Raw genomic sequence first — 17,248 nt, 5'->3', positions numbered from 1 at the left:
GTGCCGTCCCGCGCCGCTTCCGGCAAGCTCGACACCGGACAGCACCACCGCACCCCCGCAGAGAGTTGACGTCATGACCGACAAACTCACCGTGAGCGTCCTGGGCACCGGCATCATGGGCGCCGCCATGGCCCGCAACCTGGCCCGTGCCGGACACACCGTCCGCGCCTGGAACCGCAGCCCCGACAAGGCGCGGCCGCTGGCCGAGGACGGCGTCGCGATCGCCGACAGCCCCGCCGAGGCGGTCCGGGGCGCCGACGTCGTCCTGACCATGCTGTACGACGGCCCCGCGGCCCTGGACGTGATGCGCCAGGCGGCCGAGGGACTGCGCCCGGGCGTCGCCTGGGTGCAGTCGACCACCGCGGGCGTCGAGGCGATCTCCGACCTGGCCGCCTTCGCCCGCGAGCGTGAACTGGTCTTCTTCGACGCCCCCGTGCTGGGCACCCGCCAGCCCGCCGAGGCCGGTCAGCTGCTGGTCCTCGCGGCCGGACCGGTCGCCGCCCGGGACACGGTCTCGCCGGTGTTCGACGCCGTCGGCGCGCGCACGGTGTGGACCGGGGAGGACGGGGCCGAGGGCAGTGCGACCCGGCTGAAGCTGGTGGCCAACAGCTGGGTGCTGTCGGTGACCAACGCGGCGGGGGAGGCGCTCGCCCTGGCCAAGGCGCTCGGCGTCGACCCGCAGGGCTTCTTCGACGCCATCGACGGCGGACCGCTCGACATGGGCTACCTGCGCGCGAAGTCGGGGCTGATCCTGGAGGGCCGCTTGTCCCCGGCCCAGTTCGCGGTCTCCACCGCCGCCAAGGACGCCCGTCTCATCGTCGAGGCGGGTGCGGGCGGCGGCGTACGCCTGGACGTGGCCGCCGCGAGCGCGGAACGCTTCGAGCGTGCCGCCGCGCAGGGGCACGGCGACGAGGACATGGCGGCCGCGTACTTCGCCAGCTTCGACGAGAAGGCGTGAGCGGGGCGGAGGGCCCCTCGTCGACGGCGACAGAGAGGGCCCTCGGGTCAGATCTCGCTGCTCAGCGGGTGACTGAACCCCTGGTCGGAGATGAGCCGGGCGCCCTGCGCGAGCTCGCCGGCGAACCGCTCCACCGCCTCGTACGGGAAGCGGTGGCTGGGCCCGCTCACGGAGAGGGAGGCCACGACCCTGCCCGTGCGGCCGGTGACGGGGACCGCCACGGCGGTGAGCCCCTCGTCGAACTCGCTGCTGCTGACGGCGTACCCGCGCTCGGCGGCCTCCGCGGCCCAGGTCCGCAGGCGCCCGGCCTGCTCCTCGCCCTGCGGTGAGGTGGCCGCGACCCGGCGCAGGAAGGTCTCCGAGGCGTCCCGCAGCAGGATCTTCGAGGAGGCTCCGGCCCACAGGGGCTGCTCGTCACCCACGTCCACGACATGGCGCAGCGGGTGCGGGCTCTCCTCGTGGGCCACGCAGATCCGGTGGACGCCCCGGGCCACGAAGAGGTTGACGGTCTCGCCCAGCCGGTCCGCGAGGTCCCGCATCACCTTGCGGGTCTCCTGCGGCACCTCCCACTGGCCGCGCGCCAGATAGGCCCAGCGCCACAGGGCCGGCCCCGCGGTGTAGCCGGACGGGTGCGCGCCCAGCAGCCCGGACTCCTCCAGGGTCTGCACCAGCCGCAGCGCGGTCGTCTTGGCGAGCCCGGTCGCCTCGGTGATCTCCCGCAGGGTGATCACGGGCCGGTCCTCGGTCAGCAGCGTGAGGATGTCGAAGGCCCGCCGCACACTGCGCACCCCGCCCGACTGCTGGTCGGGCTCACCCTCCGCCCGCGTCCGTCCGTCGCTCACCCACTGCCTCCCCGCCGCGTCCGCTGATGGTCCGACCGTAGTCCGCTCTGCGGACCCAGCAAACCGCGCGACACCGGAAATCCCCGTCGACTCCCCTGATGGAGGGGATCCAGCTCCCTTGTTCGGACGCCCCACACGTCCTAAGCTGACCGCACAGTGGATCGAACGAACCGTCTAGCGGTCCATCGGGGAGTCTCAGTGACAGGGAGCGACCATGCGTAAGTCCATCGCCACCGTCTGCCTCAGCGGCACCCTCACCGAGAAACTCACCGCCGCCGCCCGCGCCGGATTCGACGGGGTCGAGATCTTCGAGAACGACCTCCTGGCCAGCCCCCTCACCCCGGAGGAGATCGCCGCCCGCACCGCCGACCTGGGCCTGAGCATCGACCTCTACCAGCCGATGCGGGACATCGAGGCCGTCCCCGAAGAGGACTTCGTCCGCAACCTCAGGCGCGCCCGGCACAAGTTCGAGCTGATGCGCAGGCTCGGCGCCGACACCGTCCTCGTCTGCTCCAGCGTGTCCCCGCGGGCGGTGAACGACGACTCCCTCGCGGCCGAGCAGTTGAGCCGACTCGCCGACCTGGCCCGGGAGTCCGGTGTCCGGGTGGCCTACGAGGCGCTCGCGTGGGGGCGGCACGTCAGCACCTACGACCACGCCTGGCGCATCGTCGAGGCCGCGGGGCACCCGGCGCTCGGCACCTGCCTGGACAGCTTCCACATCCTCTCCCGCGGCTCCGACCCCAAGGGCATCGAGGACATCCCCGGCGAGAAGATCTTCTTCCTCCAGCTCGCCGACGCGCCCCGCATGGCCATGGACGTCCTCCAGTGGAGCCGCCACCACCGCTGCTTCCCCGGCCAGGGCGGCCTCGACGTCGCCGGACTCCTGCGGCACGTCCTGAACGCCGGGTACGCGGGCCCCCTGTCCCTGGAGGTCTTCAACGACGTGTTCCGCCAGGCGGACGCGGGCCGTACCGCCCTGGACGGCCTGCGCTCCCTGCTCGCCCTGGAGGAGACCGCCGGGGTCCTGCCGCTCCCGGCCCCGGTGGTCCCCTCCGGGGTCGCCTTCGCCGAACTCGCCACCAGTGACCCCGAGCCCGTCGGCGCACTCCTCACGGCCCTCGGCTTCACCCGCACCGCCCGCCACCACGGCAAGCCGGTCGACCTCTGGGCGCGGGACGAGGCCAGGGTCCTGGTCAACGCGGGCGCCGCAGGCCGCCGTACGGACACCGCGCTGGCCGCCGTGGGCCTGGAGACGGCGGATCCGCAAGCCTCCGCCCGCCGCGCCGAAGCCCTGCTCGCCCCCGCCCTGCCGAAGCGCCGGAGCGCACAGGACGTCCCCCTGGAGTCCATCGCCGCCCCGGACGGCACCGAAGTCCTCTTCTGCGCCACCGGCCGCCCCGAACTCCCCAGCTGGACCGACGACTTCACCCGCACGGCGGACAACGCCACGGCAGACCGCACGGCGGACAACGCCACGGCAGACCGCACGGCGGACCGCGCCCCCGCCAACCGTACGCCGGACAGCACCCCCGCCGACCGCACGGCGATCGACCACCTCGCCTTCACCCAGCCCTGGCACCACTTCGACGAAGCCGTGCTGTTCCACCGCACGGTCCTCGGCCTGAGCCCCCACGACACCGTCGAACTCGCCGACCCCTACGGCCTGTTCCGCAGCCGGGCCCTGTCCGCCTCCAGCGACGAGGACGGGCCCCGACTCGTCCTCAACCTCGCGCCCTCCCCGGAGGAGGACGGCGGAACGCGCGCCCGGCACGTGGCCTTCGCCGTCGACGACCTCGTCGCCGCGGTCCGCGGCTTCCGTGCGGCCGGGGCGCGGCTGCTGCGGATCCCCGCCAACTACTACGACGACCTGGAGGCCCGGTTCGACGTCCCGGAAGGGGAGTTGGAGACCTACCGTGAACTCGGCATCCTCTACGACCGCGACGAGCAGGGCGGGGAGTTCCGCCACTGCTACACCGAGACGGTCGGGCAGGTGTTCTTCGAGTTCGTGCAACGCTCCGGCGGCTACCGCGGGTTCGGCGCGGCCAACGCGCCCGTCCGGCTGGCCGCGCAGCGCAGGTAGGAGTTCGGGAAGGGGCACCGATCGCGGGCCCCGGGTGTGCCATCATCCGTCGATGACCTCCGAAACGATCACCGCGGACGCGGCAGGCACCTGGACACTCGGCGATCTCACCGTCAACCGCATCGGCTTCGGCGCGATGCGGCTGACCGGCAGCGCGGCCTTCCACCTCGGCACCCCGAGCGACCGCGAGCGCTCCGTGGCGGTGCTGCGCAGAGCGGTCGAGCTCGGCGTCGACCACATCGACACGGCCGCCTTCTACTTCTCCTCGCTGCGCTCCGCCAACGAGATCATCAACAGCGCGCTGTCCCCGTACTCCGACGACCTCGTCATCGTCGCCAAGGTCGGGCCGTACCGGGACTGGTCGGGGGAGTGGGGGACCTCGGCCCGGCCGGAGGACCTGCGCGGCCATGTCGAGGAGAACCTCCGTCAGCTCGGCCGCGACCACCTCGACGTGGTCAACCTGCGCCGGATGGGGCAGGACTCGATCGCCGAGCACTTCGGGGCACTGGCAGAGCTGCGGGAGAAGGGACTGATCCGGCACCTCGGCATCTCGAACGTCTCACCCCGCCACCTCGCCGAGGCGCAGGCCGTCGCGCCCGTGGTCTGCGTCCAGAACCGGTTCGGGCTGGGCTCCGGCAACCCCGGCACCGAAGAGATGCTGCGGATCTGCGGCGAACAGGGCATCGCCTTCGTGCCGTTCTACGCCATCGCGGGCGAGGGCGGCGAGCAGGGAGCCACCACCGGCCACGACGAGGCGGTCCTGGCGATCGCCGAGGCGCACGGCGCCACCCCCGCCCAGATCCGGCTGGCCTGGACCCTCGCCCAGGGCCCGCACGTCCTCTCCATCCCCGGCACCGGCAACCCGGACCACCTGGCCGAGAACGTCGCGGCGGGCGCGCTCCGGCTCACCGACGACGAACTCGGCACGCTCGACTCGCTCCATCGCAAGGCGGGTTGAGCCGTCAGACGACCCAGGTGCCGTCCTTCATGATGTGCCGCCCGCGCATCTCGTGTATGCCGTGCAGGGCCTGCACCGTGCGCGGGCGCACCTCGAAGAAGGCGTAGGAGGCGCTGTCCTCGCGCGGATCCCAGCCGTGCTTCGCCAGGAAGGCGTCGAGCGCCGCGGCCGGCACTTCCTGGCCGCCGTAGGTCCGCACGTCACCGTCGATGAGCACGACGTCCTGGGTGTCCCCGAAGGCCAGGCGGGTGCGGCCGCCGTCGCGCAGATTGCGGCCCGTGGGGTTGGTGATCCGGGTGGACAGCCACACGCACCCGTCGTGCCAGACGAACCACAGCGCGACCAGACAGGGCAGCCCCTCGGCGTCGGCGGAGGCCACCCAGATGTCCGTCTCCCGCTCCAGGCGGGCCAGTACGTCGCGCTTGCGCTGCTCGGGGGTGCGGCTCTCGGTGATCGTCATGGGCGGGACGCTACCGGTGACCCGGTCACCGGCGCCTCGGTCCCGGGCCCTACGACCTCCGACCGAGCCCGCGGGAGGAGGTCTGCGCTCATCCGAAGAGGCTGACGGCAAAAAGACTTTGAGCGCGGTGGCGCGACGCTGCTAGGTTCCCGGTGGATCGTGAATCGTCGTAGGGAGGTGAGCCCCGTGAACACAGTTACCCGTGGGTGCTCCCTCACTCCGTCACGGTCCGGCGGCTGACGTTCGGTGTCGCCGGGAGCGCCTGAGATCGAGGCACTCCTGGAGGGAGACTCCGATGAACACACAGCCTTTCACCACCCGTCCGAGCGAGCACGCGGTGACGGTCACCCGTGTCGCCGACGGGCAATGGCACGCCCTGGACGACGACTTGGTGGTCGGCCGCGGGCATGCCCTGCACCGGCCCGACGGACGCCTGTTCGTCAGCATCGACGCCTGGCACGACACCCCCTTCGACCGGCTCGCCGAGGCGATGCAGGTGGCACTTCCGGCACCGCTGTACACGGTCGTCGACGAAGCCGACACGGAACTGACGGCCCGTTGGCTGCGAGCCGGGTTCACCGTCCGTCGTCGGGAAGCCGAGTTCGCCGTGCCGACCGACCCGCGTCTCACCGGGCTCGGAGAAGTCCTTCCGCCACCCGGCGTGACGATCGTGCCGGCCGGTGAGGCGGACGAAGGTCTGCTGCGAGCGGTGGACCGGGCGATCCGCGAGGAGGTGGAGGCGGGACCCGGCTGGCAGTCGATGCCCGCGGAGGTGATCCCCTTCCCCGAGGGCGACACCGTCGTCGACCCGTCGAAGTACGCGGTGGCCGCGGCACCGGACGGCTACCTGGGACTGATCCGGGTGGTGACGGTGATCCGGCCGCGCATCGGGCTGCTCGCGGTCCGGTCCGGCGCGCAGCGGCGCGGGGTCGCCAGGGCCCTGCTGGCCCACGCCCTGGGAGCGCTGCACCGCGCGGGGTACGCCGAGGCCTGGGCCGAGGTCCAGGAGACCAACCGGGCGGCCTCCGCACTGTTCGAGAGCGTCGGCGCCCGCCCGGCGAGCAGCAACCTGGAGCTGGTGCGATGACCAAGGACAAGAACGTCATCGAGGTCGAGGGCAGGGTCGTCGAGTGCCTGCGCAGCGCCATGTTCACCGTGGAGCTGGAGAACGGCCACCAGGTGCTCGCGCACATCAGCGGGAAGATCCGCAAGCACTACATCAAGATCATGCTGGAGGACCGGGTCCTGGTGGAGCTCCCGCCGTACGACCTCAGCCGCGGCCGGATCGTCTTCCGGTACCGGAACTGACGCCGGTCGGCATCCCCGGCAGCAGCTGAACCCGGGGCTCCGGTCGGGGCGTCCGCCCGGCCGGAGCCCCGTCGGGCTCAGCCCAGCCGCTCGTGCAGGAAGGGCACCGTGCGCTGCCAGGCCAGGGCGGCGGACTCGGGGTCGTGGACCGGGCGGCCGTCGTTGAAGAAGGCGTGGCCGGCCGGGTACATGCGCAGGTCGGGAGTGATCCCGGACTGCTCGCGGACCGTCTCGCGCAGGGCGTCCAGGTGCTCCGCCGGGATGCTCTCGTCGAGTTCGCCGTAGTGGCCCAGGATCTCCGCCCGCAGCCCGGAGAAGTCGGGCAGCTCGCCCTGGATCACCCCGTAGAACGGCACGGCCGCGCTCACCCGTGGGTCGGCCGCGGCCAGGTACAGCACGAATCCGCCGCCCATGCAGAAACCGACCGCGCCCACGGTCTCCGAGGTCACCTCGGGCAGCGACAGCAGGTGGTCGACCGCCCCGGAGAGCAGCTCCACGCCCCGCCCGACCGGGAGCGCCTGCATCATCCGCAGGGCCTCCGCGTCCTCGTGGGCGACATTGCCGCCGTACAGGTCGGGGGCGAGGGCGACGAAGCCCTCCGCGGCGAGCCGGTCGGCGACGTCGGCGATGTGGTCGGTCAGCCCCCACCACTCCTGGATGACGATGACGCCCGGGCCGCTCCCGGCCGGCGGCAGCGCCAGATAGCCGTGCGCGGTGGTGCCACCGCTCGGGAAGGTGACGTTCTGGTGGGCGGGTTCTCCGGTCGACTTCGGCAGTTCGGTCACGGTGCTCGACTCCTGTGCGGCAGACCTGTGGTGGGGGGCGCCGGGGCTGACGCCCCCGCGGTGATCGCCAGCCTGTCACGCGCGCTCCTGCCCGGCTGCGGCGGCTCCGGAGGAAGAGACTGGCGCCCCTCACGTTTTACGTATAACCTCTCCCGTCAACCACCCCTCCCGGAAGGCTCCGATGAGACGCGTCGCCCTGGTCACCCTCGTCGTCGACGACTACGACGAGGCGATCCGCTTCTACACCGAGGCCCTCGGCTTCCGGCTCGTCGAGGACACCCCCCGCCCCGACGGCTCCCGCTGGGTCGTCGTGCGCCCGGACGCCCGTGAGGGCGGCACCGACCTGCTGCTGGCCCGCGCCAAGGACGAGGACCAGCGCGGCCGGGTCGGGGACCAGACCGGTGGTCGCGTCGGGTTCTTCCTGCACACCGACGACTTCGCCGGCGACCACGCCCGGATGCTCGCCGCGGGCGTGACCTTCCTGGAGGAGCCGCGCCACGAGCCCTACGGCTCGGTCGCCGTCTTCCAGGACCTGTACGGAAACCGCTGGGACCTGCTCCAGCCCACCGCCTGACCCTCCCGCCACACCTGTTCGAGGAAAGACCCCGCCATGACCGCTACGCGCATAGACGCCGCTTCGATCCGCACCCTCCCCAAGGCCGTCCTGCACGACCACCTCGACGGCGGCCTGCGTCCCGCCACCCTCGTGGAACTGGCGGCCGAGGTCGGCCACACCCTGCCCACCACCGACCCCGACGAGCTCGCCGCCTGGTACGTCGAGGCCGCGAACTCCGGCGACCTGGTGCGCTACATAGCCACCTTCGAGCACACCCTCGCCGTCCTCCAGACCCGTGCGGGCCTGCTGCGCGCGGCCGAGGAGTACGTCCTCGACCTGGCCGCCGACGGTGTCGTCTACGGCGAGGTGCGCTACGCCCCCGAGCTGAACACCACCGGCGGACTCGCCATGGCCGAGGTCGTCGAGACCGTCCAGGAGGGCCTCGCGGCCGGTATGGCGAAGGCCGCGGCGGCGGGCACCCCCGTCCGGGTCGGCACCCTGCTGTGCGGGATGCGGATGTTCGACCGGGTCCGCGAGGCCGCCGACCTGGCCGTGGCCTTCCGGGACGCCGGTGTCGTCGGCTTCGACATCGCGGGCGCCGAGGACGGCTTCCCGCCCGCCGACCACCTCGCCGCCTTCGAGCACCTGCGCCGCGAGAGCGTGCCCTTCACCATCCACGCGGGCGAGGCCCACGGCCTGCCCAGCATCCACCAGGCCGTTCAGGTCTGCGGGGCCCAGCGCATCGGCCACGGTGTGCGCATCACCGAGGACATCCCCGACCTCGCGAGCGGCAAGCTCGGCCGGCTCGCGGGCTGGGTCCGCGACCGCCGGATCGCCCTGGAGATGTGCCCGACCTCCAACCTCCAGACCGGTGCGGCCGTCTCGATCGCCGACCACCCGATCACGGCTCTGAAGGACCTCGGCTTCCGGGTCACCCTCAACACCGACAACCGGCTGGTGTCGGGGACGACGATGACCCGCGAGATGACTCTCCTGGTCGAGGAGGCGGGCTGGACCGTCGAGGACCTGCGCACGGTCACGGTCAACGCCCTCAAGAGCGCGTTCATCCCGTTCGACGAGCGCAGGGCCCTCATCGAGGACGTCGTCCTGCCGGGCTACGAAGCCGCGCTCTGAAGCAGCCCCCGCAGATAGGCGGCCTGTCCGACGTGCTGGAGATCGTCGGACATGACGCTCACCAGCCGGACGCCCAGCGTGACCGGCGGATCCCACCGCTCGTCCACGACCCGCTCCAGATCCCCGGCGCTCAGCCCGCGCAGGGCTTCGAGACTCTGGGCGTGGACGGCGTCGTAGTACCCGGTCAGCAGGTCCGCGGAGTCGACCCGCACCTTCGCGACCTGCGCGGAGCTGTGGCCGTACCCGATGTCACGCGGCTTCAGGCCGAGGCCGAACCGCTTCTCCCAGTCCTGCGTCAGCCAGACCTGGTCGAGTCCGAAGGCGCCGGCCACGTGGTCGTCCTGGACCCGGGTGAGATGCCAGACGAGCCAGGCGATCGAGTTGGCGTCGGGGCCGGGGCGGTGGTGGAGGTCGTCCAGGGGCAGGCCCTCGACGACGGCGTGGACTTCTTCCTGGATACGGGTGAACCCGTCGATGAGGATGTCCTTTGCATGCATGACGTCCACCCTCGCGCATCGCACCGGGTTCCGCCTCGCAAAATCCGAACCCGTGTCCCGCTGCGCTCGGCCCGCACCCCGTCTCACCCGTCCGGGATCGCACCCCGTCTCACCCGTCGTCTCACGCGTCCGGGATCCAGCTCCCGTGGAAGCCCAGCGGCACCCGGCCCGGGAGGTGGATGCGGGCCACCGGCTCGGCCGTGAAGTCCTGGGCCGAGAGGATCAGCAGGTCCGAGGCCCCGCGATCCGGGTTGTGGACGTACGCGACGGCGTATCCGTCGTCCTCGGCGGCCCGGGTGTCGCAGGCGTCGGACGGCACGAACACCGCCTCGCTCGCCGCCGCGCCCCGGGGCAGCCGGTGCACCTGCGTGGTCCCGCGCAGCAGGTCGTGCTTGATGAGCGCGTTGCTGAACGCCGCGTCGGGCGGCGGGTGGCCGTCGACCGCCTGATAGGCGGCCGCCATCTCCGCGGCGGCGGCCGCGTAGCCGTAGCGGTGCCGACGGGACACCAGGGCCTCGTTGACCCGCGGGAACTCCTGCGGCCGGTCGTCGAGGGTCCGCACCCGCACCCGGCCCTGCCGCAGGTCGACCGTCCAGCGGTCCAGCCGCGGAGTCCCCGGCCCGTACGGCCCGCCCGAGCCGTTGCCCGCCACGAGGAACGGCCCGTCGAAGTTCGTCGTGTCGATGACGAGGTTCGGACCCTCCTCGTAGGCGTTGAGGGTGTGCGAGTAGTACACCGGGTCCACCTCGAACCAGCGCACCGCACCGCCCTTGCGCGGCAGCACACCGATCCGTGCCGGATGCCGGTCGTTCCAGACGTACGGCACGACGTCGCCGCGCTCGGCGCCCGCGGGGTCGAAGGTGACCGGCATGTCGAGGATCACCACGTAGTGCTCGGTGAGCGCGAAGTCATGGATCATCGGCGCGTCCGCCACCGGGATCCTCGTACTGCGCGCGACCCGGCCGGCCGGGTCGACGACCAGGTGCCGGACGTGGTCCCAGGTCGGGTAGTAGGCGATGGCGTGCAGCTCACCGGCGTGCGCGTCGAACTTGGTGTGGGCGGTGAACGCGCCCTCCAGGGTGCCGCGGAAGTCGTAGGTGCCCACGGTGTTCAGCTCGTCGTCGAGCTCGTACGGCAGCGGCCCGCTCTCCTGAAGCGCGAGGATCCGCCCCCGGTAGGGGATCACATGGGTGTTGCACGGGAAGTCGTCCGGCGGGACCGGGCCCGGGTAGGGCTCGCCGAGCTTCTTCGCCACCTGGGAGGAACGCACCCAGCGGTTGCGGTACCACTCGGCCCGCCCCTCACGCAGCCGCACGCCGTGCACCATGCCCTCGCCCAGCATCCAGTGATGGGCGCGCGGGTCCTCCAGGCCCAGGGCGTTCGGGCCGTTGCGCAGATAGCGTCCGTTCAGCTCGCGCGGGATGCGGCCGGTGACCGGCAGGTCGAAGGCCGTCAGCTCCTCGGTGACGGGCTTGAACGCCCCCTCCAGAAAGGGGAAGCGGCGTGCTGCCCGGGGTGCCGCCGCGGCGGGCGAAGCACCGGCTCCGGTGCCGACGAGCGCTCCGGCCGCCGTGATCGCTGCCGCGCCGCGCAGGACGTTGCGTCGGGTGGGGTCCGTCATCTTCCCTACTCCTGACCGTAGTTGTGCTCGGGAACGGTCACGAGTCTGGTGCGCGGGACGGGTCAGGTCAGGAGGGGTGGGGCCCGTCCTGGGGTGTACCCAGACCCCCTGTTTCCCGCGGGGGCGTCAGGTTTCCCGTACGGACATCAGGCTTCCAGCAGGGACATCAGCGCCCGGGCGGCCGGGCTGGTCGCCTGCGGGGGCGGAAGCAGGGCGACCGTCTCGTACACGGCCTCGCCGGTGCCCTTGACGGGCAGGGCCGTCAGCGCCGGCCGCTTGTGCCGGAAGTGCTGCGGCACGACGGCCACGCCGAGGTTCTCGTCGACCAGGTCGAGGAGGCTGTGGACGTCGTTGACCTCCAGCGTGACGTTCCGGCGCAGGCCCGCCTCGGCGAAGGCCGCGTCGGTGGTGCGGCGCGGGCCCCAGTCGGGATGGAAGTCCACGAACACCTCACCGGCCAGGTCCTCCGGCGTCACGGCCGCACCGGCGGCCGCCAGCCGGTGACTGCGGTGGCACAGCACGGTCATGGGCTCGCTCGACAGGGGTACGACCCGCAGCTGGTCGGTGTCCTCCTGGGCCGCCCGGACGGCGAACGCCAGATCGAGCCGACCGGCCGCGACCTCCTCGGCGAGCGCGGCCGAGCCCGCCTGGCGCAGACAGATCTCCACGTCCGGGTGCTGCCGCCGGAACGCGGCGAGCAGTCCCGCCACATGCAGCCCGGCGACACACTGCTCGGAGCCGATGGCGAGCGTCCCGCGCAGGACCCCCTGCACCGCGGCGACCGCCTCGTGGGCCGACCGCACCTGGGCGAGGATCCGCTCGGCCTCGCCCAGCAGCGCCCGCCCGGCCGGGGTGAGCGTCACCCGCCGGGTGGTCCGCACGAACAGCGGGGTCTGGAGCTCCCGCTCCAGCGCGCGGATGGACGCGGACAGCCCCGACTGGGACACGAGCAGCCGCTCGGCGGCCCGGGTGAAATGCTGGTCCTCGGCGACCGCGACGAAATGCTGGAGATGACGCAGTTCCATGATTGAGAAGCTTATCCGCTGAATTCCATCACATTCTTCTGTTGGACCAATGGCCCGAGGTCGCGACAGAGTGGGCGGAGGATCTGAGGACGGATCCGAGGACCTCCGTGTCAACCCCTCTGGAGTCGCGTTGTACACCGCACACCCCGACCGCTACGCGGACATGCCCTACCGGCGCACCGGCCGCAGCGGCCTGAAGCTCCCCGCGATCTCGCTCGGCCTGTGGCACAACTTCGGTCCGGCGGACCGTACCGTCGAGACCCAGCGGGCCATCCTGCGCCGGGCCTTCGACCTCGGGGTCACGCACTTCGACCTCGCCAACAACTACGGCCCGCCGCCCGGCGCCGCCGAGTCCGCGTTCGGCGAGGCATTGAAGGACGACTTCGCGTCCTACCGCGACGAGCTGGTCATCTCCACCAAGGCCGGCTACCTGATGTGGCCCGGCCCGTACGGCGAGTGGGGATCCCGCAAGTACCTGCTGTCCTCGCTGGACCAGAGCCTCACCCGGATGGGCCTCGACTACGTCGACATCTTCTACTCGCACCGCCCCGACCCGGAGACTCCGCTGGAGGAGACGATGGGCGCGCTGCACTCCGCGGTCCAGCAGGGCAAGGCGCTGTACGTCGGCATCTCCAACTACAACGCCGAGCAGACCCGTGAGGCCGCCCGCATCCTCGGCGAGCTGGGCACCCCGCTCCTCATCCACCAGCCCCGCTACTCGATGCTGGACCGGCGTCCCGAGGACGAGGGCGTCCTGGACGCGCTGGACGAGGTGCAGGCCGGCTCGATCGTCTTCTCGCCGCTGGAGCAGGGCCTGCTCACCGGCCGCTACCTGGACGGCATTCCCGAGGACTCCCGCGCGGCGAGCGACAGCCCCTTCCTGAACTCGGACGCGGTCACCGAGGACCTGGTGGCCAAGCTCCGCGCCCTGAACGACCTCGCCAAGGACCGCGGCCAGACCCTCGCGCAGCTCGCCCTGGCCTGGGTGCTGCGCGGCGGGCGGGTCACCTCGGCCCTGGTCGGCGCGAGCAGCCCGAAGCAGATCGAGGACAGCGTGGGCACCATCGCCCACCTGGACTTCGAGGCGGAGGAACTGGCCAGGATCGACGCGATCGTCAAGGGCTGACCGCGCTCGGAGCGGGGCAAACGACACGACGAACGGGCACCGGCCGCACGCCGGTGCCCGTTCGTCGTGCGTTCTGCGTCTCGGCCCTCAGGCGCCCGCGGGCAACCGGTCCAGGAAGCCGAGCACGGAGCTGATCCGGTCGTCGTCGGCCAGCGTGATCACGTCGGAGCCGGCGACGGGTGCCGACCCGTCCGTCTCGTTCACCAGCTCCCAGGAGAAGCGCGCGATGTCGTGATGGCCCTCCACGGCCCCGGTGAGGCGGAAGGCGAAGCCGGGGAACTGCTCGTGCGCCGCCGCGACGACCGCGGCGATGCCGTCGTGGCCGACCACGTCGGCGAGCGGGTCGGTGTAGGTGCCGCCCGTCGCCCAGGCGGCCGCGACGGCCTTCGTGCGGGCCTCCGGCTCACGTGCGTTCCAGGCTTCGAAGTAGCGGGCGACGGCGTTCTCGTAACGGTCCGTGTTCGCGGGCATGGGGAATCAGCCTCCATCGAGGTCGTCTGTGCTGGTGGGAACCGGTGTCACCACCCTGCCCGCGTCGCCCTGTGCCGTCGATTACTTCTGGGGTCATGACGTTTGAACGAGTACCCGTCAGATTTCGGCCACGGACGCCGGTGAATATGCCAAGAGACTGGCCAAAAAGATGTGGTGACACTGTTTCAGTAGTGAACATACTCGACTGACAGGACCTTCACATCGAGCGAAGTGCCCGTCACTTACAGCAGCAAGAGCCGCGTAAAGCATATGAGCCGCACGGAAGCGAGGCCCTGCCGACAGTCGAACGGAGCAAGCGGGGGAGTGGATCGTGCACGACGAATTCCTGTGCCATGTCACGGGGTACGGCATGTGTGACGGGCGGCGTATCGGTGTACCCCTCGGGACCTATCGCGCGCCCACGCTGGCGCTCGCGCTGTGGTGGCTGCGTGACCGGGCCTCCTGGATCGCGGACCGATTAGACCCGCAGCCCGAGGCCGGGTTCTTCCCCGCCGGCGCCCTCGCCCCGGTCGCCGACACCGTGCTCGACGTACCCGCCGTCATGCGGACCTGGTGTGCCGATCCGGTCCAACAGGACCTGGTCGCCGACGAGTTGGCGGCCGGCCGGCTCATCCGGATCGCCGCGAGCGACGACACCACGGAGTACGAGCTCCTCGCGGAGTCCGTGGACGCGGTAAGAATGCACCGCACGGCGTCCACCCTGTTCACACCGGTGGCCTGAGCCAACTCCCTTGGGTGGACGGGTCATAGGGTTGCTGCTGCTCGCCGGGTCGCGTCGCTCGGCTCCGGCCGCCGGCGCGCTGTCCGTACCTGTACGGGCCTGCGGTACGGCATTGGGTCCCGTCCCCCGCCCGCGCCGATCTCGTCCCTGTTCCCACCCGCTCGACTCGACGCCGCCCACCTCACCCACCCAGGGGCGCGGGGAACTGCGCGACCGGGCCCCACCGGCCCGCAGCCGCCCGACAACCGAACCGGCACCCCCTGGACGCCCGACACCTCTCGGCACCAGCCAAGCCGCCCCCCACCCCCTCCCGCCAGGCGACCAATGGGGTGAATCGGTAGAATTCTGGCATGGCGGAGCGGCCGGTCGCGTCGGTGGCGCCCGAGCTTGTCCTGGAGACCGACACCGGCTCCACGGTGATGAGCCCGGGCCACGACTACCACGTCGGACGCGACCCGTTGAGCGACATCGTCATCGACGATGCCCGGGTCTCGTGGCACCACGCGGTGCTGCGACCCGAGGCCGGCCATTGGACCCTCGAGGACGAGAACAGCACCAACGGCACCTACGCCGACGGCCGCCGCGTCCACGAATGGGACGTCGGCCCCGGCAGCGTCATCCGCTTCGGCAGCCCCTCCGACGGCCCCTGCGCGGTCCTGCTGGGCCTGCCCACCCCCGAGCGCCCCTCGGCCGTGTCGATGCCCGGCCTGACCGGCACCTTCCGGCAGCCCACCGCCGTACGCCCGCTGCCCACCCGCACCGTCCGCATCGGCCGCGCCGACGACAACGACCTCGTGGTCGACGACCTCGTCGTCTCCCGCCACCACGCGGAACTGCGCGCCCTGCCCGACGGCGGCTACGAGATCGTCGACCTCGGCAGCCACAACGGCACCTACCTCAACGGCCGCCCCGTCACCAGCGCCCCCCTCGGCCCCGGAGACATCGTCGGCATCGGCCACTCGGCGTTCTGCCTCGTCGGCGACACCCTCCAGGAGTACGTCGACACCGGCGAGGTCTCCCTCGACGTACAGGACCTCACGGTCGCCGTCGACCACGGCCGCAAGACCCTCCTCGACCACGTGTCCTTCCCGGTCGGCGAGAAATGCCTGCTCGCCGTCGTCGGCCCGAGCGGCGCCGGAAAGTCCACCCTCCTGAACGCCCTCACCGGCCAGCGCCCCGCCGACCACGGCACCGTCCTCTACGACGGCCGCGACCTCTACCGGGACTACGCCGAGCTGCGCCAGCGCATCGGCCTGGTCCCGCAGGACGACATCCTGCACGCCCAGCTGACGGTCCGCAGCGCCCTGTCCTATGCCGCCGAACTGCGCTTCCCGCAGGACACCGCGAAGGCCGAACGCCGCGCACGGGTCGACGAGGTGATCCGGGAACTCGGTCTGGAGCAGCGCGCCGGTCAGCCCGTGCACAGCCTCTCCGGCGGCCAGCGCAAGCGGGTCAGCGTGGCCCTGGAGCTGCTCACGAAACCCTCCCTGCTCTTCCTGGACGAACCGACCTCCGGTCTCGACCCGGGCATGGACCGCTCGGTGATGCACATGCTGCGCGGCCTGGCCGACGACGGCCGCACGGTCATCGTGGTCACCCACAGCGTCCTGAGCCTCGACGTCTGCGACCGCCTCCTGGTCCTCGCCCCCGGCGGGCGGATCGCTTACTACGGCCCGCCCGAGGACGCCCTGTCCTACTTCGGCTTCACCCAGTGGCCCGAGGCCTTCGAGGCCTTCGAACGCGACCAGGACCGCGACTGGGCGGGCGACTTCCGGCTGTCGGCCTTCCAGCACCAGTACGTCGCCGAGGCCACCGCCCAGCCCCGCACCCCACGCTCGGAACCGGTCATCATCGCGCCGCCGCCGAGGCCCCGCAGCCGGGGCGCCCAGCTCGGCACCCTGATCCGCCGCTACGCCGCGGCCCTGAGCGCCGACCGCACCTTCCTCGCCATCATGATCGCCCTGCCGTTCGTCATGGGGGCCATGGCCCGGGCCCTCGCGGGCAGCCGGCTCACCCAGGACACCGCGATGAACGCACTGCTCATCCTCTGCGTCGGAGGCGTCCTCACCGGCGCCGCGAACGCGGTGCGCGAGCTGGTGAAGGAGCGGGTCATCTACCAGCGCGAACGAGCCGTGGGCCTGTCCAGATCGGCGTACCTGATGTCGAAGGTCGTGGTGCTGGGCACGATCACCGTCGTCCAGGCGGTCGTACTGACCCTGGTCGCCCTGCTCGGCGTCGACCTCAACGCGCCCGGCGGCGAAGGTGTGTTGATGCCGCCCCTTGTCGAAATCACGATCGCCGTCGCCCTGTTGGCGTTCACGGCGATGATGCTCGGCCTGCTGGTCTCCGCGCTGGTGCGCAAGGAGGAGGTGACGATGCCGCTGCTCGTCCTGCTCGCCATCGTCCAAGTGGTCTTCTGCGGCGCCCTGCTGAAGCTCCACGGCGTGCCGGGCCTGGAGCAGCTGTCCTGGCTGGTGCCCTCGCGCTGGGCGCTCGGCGCGATGGCCGGCACCATCGGACTCGCCCGGATCGTGCCCGGCGACCTCACCGGCGACCCGCTGTTCAAGCACTCGGCGGGTGTGTGGCTGCTGAACATCGGCATGCTCGTGGTGCTCTCCGCGCTCTTCGGATACGTCGTCTCGCGGCTGCTGCGCCGCCACGAACCCGCGGTCATGCGGAAGTAGG

At 71.8% G+C, this 17,248-nt stretch carries 17 protein-coding genes; 10 read left to right on the top strand and 7 right to left on the bottom strand.

Annotation, left to right across the window (positions count from 1 at the left end; genetic code table 11):
- Positions 1 to 73: 73 nt before the first annotated feature.
- Positions 74 to 958: an NAD(P)-dependent oxidoreductase gene (locus AQJ54_RS29390; protein ID WP_062242234.1), complete on the top strand. Its 885-nt coding sequence runs from the start codon at positions 74 to 76 to the stop codon at positions 956 to 958.
- 47 nt (positions 959 to 1,005) lie between these two features.
- Here the strand turns inward: AQJ54_RS29390 and AQJ54_RS29385 are convergent, their stop codons facing one another.
- Positions 1,006 to 1,800 carry an IclR family transcriptional regulator gene (locus AQJ54_RS29385; RefSeq protein WP_062032060.1) on the bottom strand — a complete coding sequence of 265 codons (795 nt, stop codon included), beginning with the start codon at positions 1,798 to 1,800 and terminating at the stop codon, positions 1,006 to 1,008.
- Between the two features lie 214 nt (positions 1,801 to 2,014).
- On the opposite strand from AQJ54_RS29385, the gene AQJ54_RS29380 reads away from it, so the two are divergent.
- A complete protein-coding gene (locus AQJ54_RS29380) occupies positions 2,015 to 3,880 on the top strand; it encodes a sugar phosphate isomerase/epimerase and 4-hydroxyphenylpyruvate domain-containing protein (RefSeq protein ID WP_062242232.1) in 1,866 nt (621 codons plus the stop codon).
- Positions 3,881 to 3,932: 52 nt separating this feature from the next.
- Positions 3,933 to 4,838 (top strand): oxidoreductase, encoded by a 906-nt coding sequence (locus tag AQJ54_RS29375; protein WP_062242230.1) that lies wholly within the window; start codon positions 3,933 to 3,935, stop codon positions 4,836 to 4,838.
- A 4-nt stretch (positions 4,839 to 4,842) separates the two neighbouring features.
- Here AQJ54_RS29375 and AQJ54_RS29370 read toward each other — a convergent pair whose 3' ends face one another.
- Positions 4,843 to 5,298, bottom strand: a complete 456-nt coding sequence (locus AQJ54_RS29370) for a pyridoxamine 5'-phosphate oxidase family protein (RefSeq protein WP_062242228.1) — start codon at positions 5,296 to 5,298, stop codon at positions 4,843 to 4,845.
- Positions 5,299 to 5,593: 295 nt separating this feature from the next.
- On the opposite strand from AQJ54_RS29370, the gene AQJ54_RS29365 reads away from it, so the two are divergent.
- Together AQJ54_RS29365 and infA are read left to right on the top strand one after the other, a co-directional pair.
- Positions 5,594 to 6,385: a GNAT family N-acetyltransferase gene (locus tag AQJ54_RS29365; protein WP_062242226.1), complete on the top strand. Its 792-nt coding sequence runs from the start codon at positions 5,594 to 5,596 to the stop codon at positions 6,383 to 6,385.
- Positions 6,382 to 6,606 carry a translation initiation factor IF-1 gene (gene infA, locus AQJ54_RS29360; RefSeq protein ID WP_030325761.1) on the top strand — a complete coding sequence of 75 codons (225 nt, stop codon included), beginning with the start codon at positions 6,382 to 6,384 and terminating at the stop codon, positions 6,604 to 6,606. The genes AQJ54_RS29365 and infA overlap by 4 nt, the downstream gene beginning before the upstream one ends.
- Positions 6,607 to 6,683: 77 nt before the next feature.
- On the opposite strand, the gene AQJ54_RS29355 is transcribed toward infA, so the two are convergent.
- Positions 6,684 to 7,391 (bottom strand): dienelactone hydrolase family protein, encoded by a 708-nt coding sequence (locus tag AQJ54_RS29355; protein WP_062032072.1) that lies wholly within the window; start codon positions 7,389 to 7,391, stop codon positions 6,684 to 6,686.
- A gap of 181 nt (positions 7,392 to 7,572) precedes the next feature.
- Between AQJ54_RS29355 and AQJ54_RS29350 the strand changes: the two genes are divergently transcribed.
- Together AQJ54_RS29350 and AQJ54_RS29345 are read left to right on the top strand one after the other, a co-directional pair.
- Positions 7,573 to 7,965 carry a VOC family protein gene (locus AQJ54_RS29350; protein WP_062242224.1) on the top strand — a complete coding sequence of 131 codons (393 nt, stop codon included), beginning with the start codon at positions 7,573 to 7,575 and terminating at the stop codon, positions 7,963 to 7,965.
- Between the two features lie 36 nt (positions 7,966 to 8,001).
- The gene (locus AQJ54_RS29345; RefSeq protein ID WP_062242222.1) at positions 8,002 to 9,081 is read left to right on the top strand and encodes an adenosine deaminase; all 1,080 of its coding nucleotides are present in this window, start codon (positions 8,002 to 8,004) and stop codon (positions 9,079 to 9,081) included.
- Here AQJ54_RS29345 and AQJ54_RS29340 read toward each other — a convergent pair.
- From AQJ54_RS29340 to AQJ54_RS29330, 3 genes are all read right to left on the bottom strand, one after another.
- A complete protein-coding gene (locus AQJ54_RS29340; protein ID WP_062242441.1) occupies positions 9,063 to 9,578 on the bottom strand; it encodes a mycothiol transferase in 516 nt (171 codons plus the stop codon). The genes AQJ54_RS29345 and AQJ54_RS29340 overlap by 19 nt on opposite strands.
- Before the next feature lie 121 nt (positions 9,579 to 9,699).
- On the bottom strand, positions 9,700 to 11,199 hold the full coding sequence (locus AQJ54_RS29335) for a carotenoid oxygenase family protein (protein WP_062242220.1): 1,500 nt from the start codon (positions 11,197 to 11,199) through the stop codon (positions 9,700 to 9,702).
- Positions 11,200 to 11,345: 146 nt separating this feature from the next.
- Positions 11,346 to 12,224: a LysR family transcriptional regulator gene (locus AQJ54_RS29330; protein WP_062032083.1), complete on the bottom strand. Its 879-nt coding sequence runs from the start codon at positions 12,222 to 12,224 to the stop codon at positions 11,346 to 11,348.
- A gap of 130 nt (positions 12,225 to 12,354) precedes the next feature.
- Between AQJ54_RS29330 and mgrA the strand changes: the two genes are divergently transcribed.
- On the top strand, positions 12,355 to 13,350 hold the full coding sequence (gene mgrA, locus AQJ54_RS29325; protein ID WP_062242218.1) for an L-glyceraldehyde 3-phosphate reductase: 996 nt from the start codon (positions 12,355 to 12,357) through the stop codon (positions 13,348 to 13,350).
- Between the two features lie 87 nt (positions 13,351 to 13,437).
- Here mgrA and AQJ54_RS29320 read toward each other — a convergent pair whose 3' ends face one another.
- Entirely contained in the window at positions 13,438 to 13,821 is a 384-nt protein-coding gene (locus tag AQJ54_RS29320; RefSeq protein ID WP_062032088.1) for a nuclear transport factor 2 family protein, read from the bottom strand.
- A gap of 331 nt (positions 13,822 to 14,152) precedes the next feature.
- On the opposite strand from AQJ54_RS29320, the gene AQJ54_RS29315 reads away from it, so the two are divergent.
- Both AQJ54_RS29315 and AQJ54_RS29310 read left to right on the top strand, forming a co-directional pair.
- Positions 14,153 to 14,563: a hypothetical protein gene (locus AQJ54_RS29315; protein WP_062032091.1), complete on the top strand. Its 411-nt coding sequence runs from the start codon at positions 14,153 to 14,155 to the stop codon at positions 14,561 to 14,563.
- Positions 14,564 to 14,913: 350 nt separating this feature from the next.
- Positions 14,914 to 17,247 (top strand): ABC transporter ATP-binding protein/permease, encoded by a 2,334-nt coding sequence (locus tag AQJ54_RS29310; protein WP_062242217.1) that lies wholly within the window; start codon positions 14,914 to 14,916, stop codon positions 17,245 to 17,247.
- Position 17,248 lies beyond the last annotated feature (1 nt).

This window comes from Streptomyces griseorubiginosus (assembly GCF_001514195.1).
GTDB classification, from domain to species: Bacteria; Actinomycetota; Actinomycetes; order Streptomycetales; family Streptomycetaceae; genus Streptomyces; species Streptomyces griseorubiginosus.
Note: the sequence above shows the minus strand (reverse complement) of the source record. Positions and strands in the feature narration are given on the sequence as shown.

Bases quoted from the DNA above. Each gene is read 5' to 3' on its own strand.
- AQJ54_RS29390 (WP_062242234.1), top strand. From the start codon at position 74: ATGACCGACAAACTCACCGTGAGCGTCCTGGGCACCGGCATCATGGGC.
- AQJ54_RS29380 (WP_062242232.1), top strand. From the start codon at position 2,015: ATGCGTAAGTCCATCGCCACCGTCTGCCTCAGCGGCACCCTCACCGAG.
- AQJ54_RS29375 (WP_062242230.1), top strand. From the start codon at position 3,933: ATGACCTCCGAAACGATCACCGCGGACGCGGCAGGCACCTGGACACTC.
- AQJ54_RS29370 (WP_062242228.1), bottom strand. From the start codon at position 5,298: ATGACGATCACCGAGAGCCGCACCCCCGAGCAGCGCAAGCGCGACGTA.
- AQJ54_RS29365 (WP_062242226.1), top strand. From the start codon at position 5,594: ATGAACACACAGCCTTTCACCACCCGTCCGAGCGAGCACGCGGTGACG.
- infA (WP_030325761.1), top strand. From the start codon at position 6,382: ATGACCAAGGACAAGAACGTCATCGAGGTCGAGGGCAGGGTCGTCGAG.
- AQJ54_RS29350 (WP_062242224.1), top strand. From the start codon at position 7,573: ATGAGACGCGTCGCCCTGGTCACCCTCGTCGTCGACGACTACGACGAG.
- AQJ54_RS29345 (WP_062242222.1), top strand. From the start codon at position 8,002: ATGACCGCTACGCGCATAGACGCCGCTTCGATCCGCACCCTCCCCAAG.
- AQJ54_RS29340 (WP_062242441.1), bottom strand. From the start codon at position 9,578: ATGCATGCAAAGGACATCCTCATCGACGGGTTCACCCGTATCCAGGAA.
- AQJ54_RS29335 (WP_062242220.1), bottom strand. From the start codon at position 11,199: ATGACGGACCCCACCCGACGCAACGTCCTGCGCGGCGCGGCAGCGATC.
- AQJ54_RS29330 (WP_062032083.1), bottom strand. From the start codon at position 12,224: ATGGAACTGCGTCATCTCCAGCATTTCGTCGCGGTCGCCGAGGACCAG.
- AQJ54_RS29320 (WP_062032088.1), bottom strand. From the start codon at position 13,821: ATGCCCGCGAACACGGACCGTTACGAGAACGCCGTCGCCCGCTACTTC.
- AQJ54_RS29310 (WP_062242217.1), top strand. From the start codon at position 14,914: ATGGCGGAGCGGCCGGTCGCGTCGGTGGCGCCCGAGCTTGTCCTGGAG.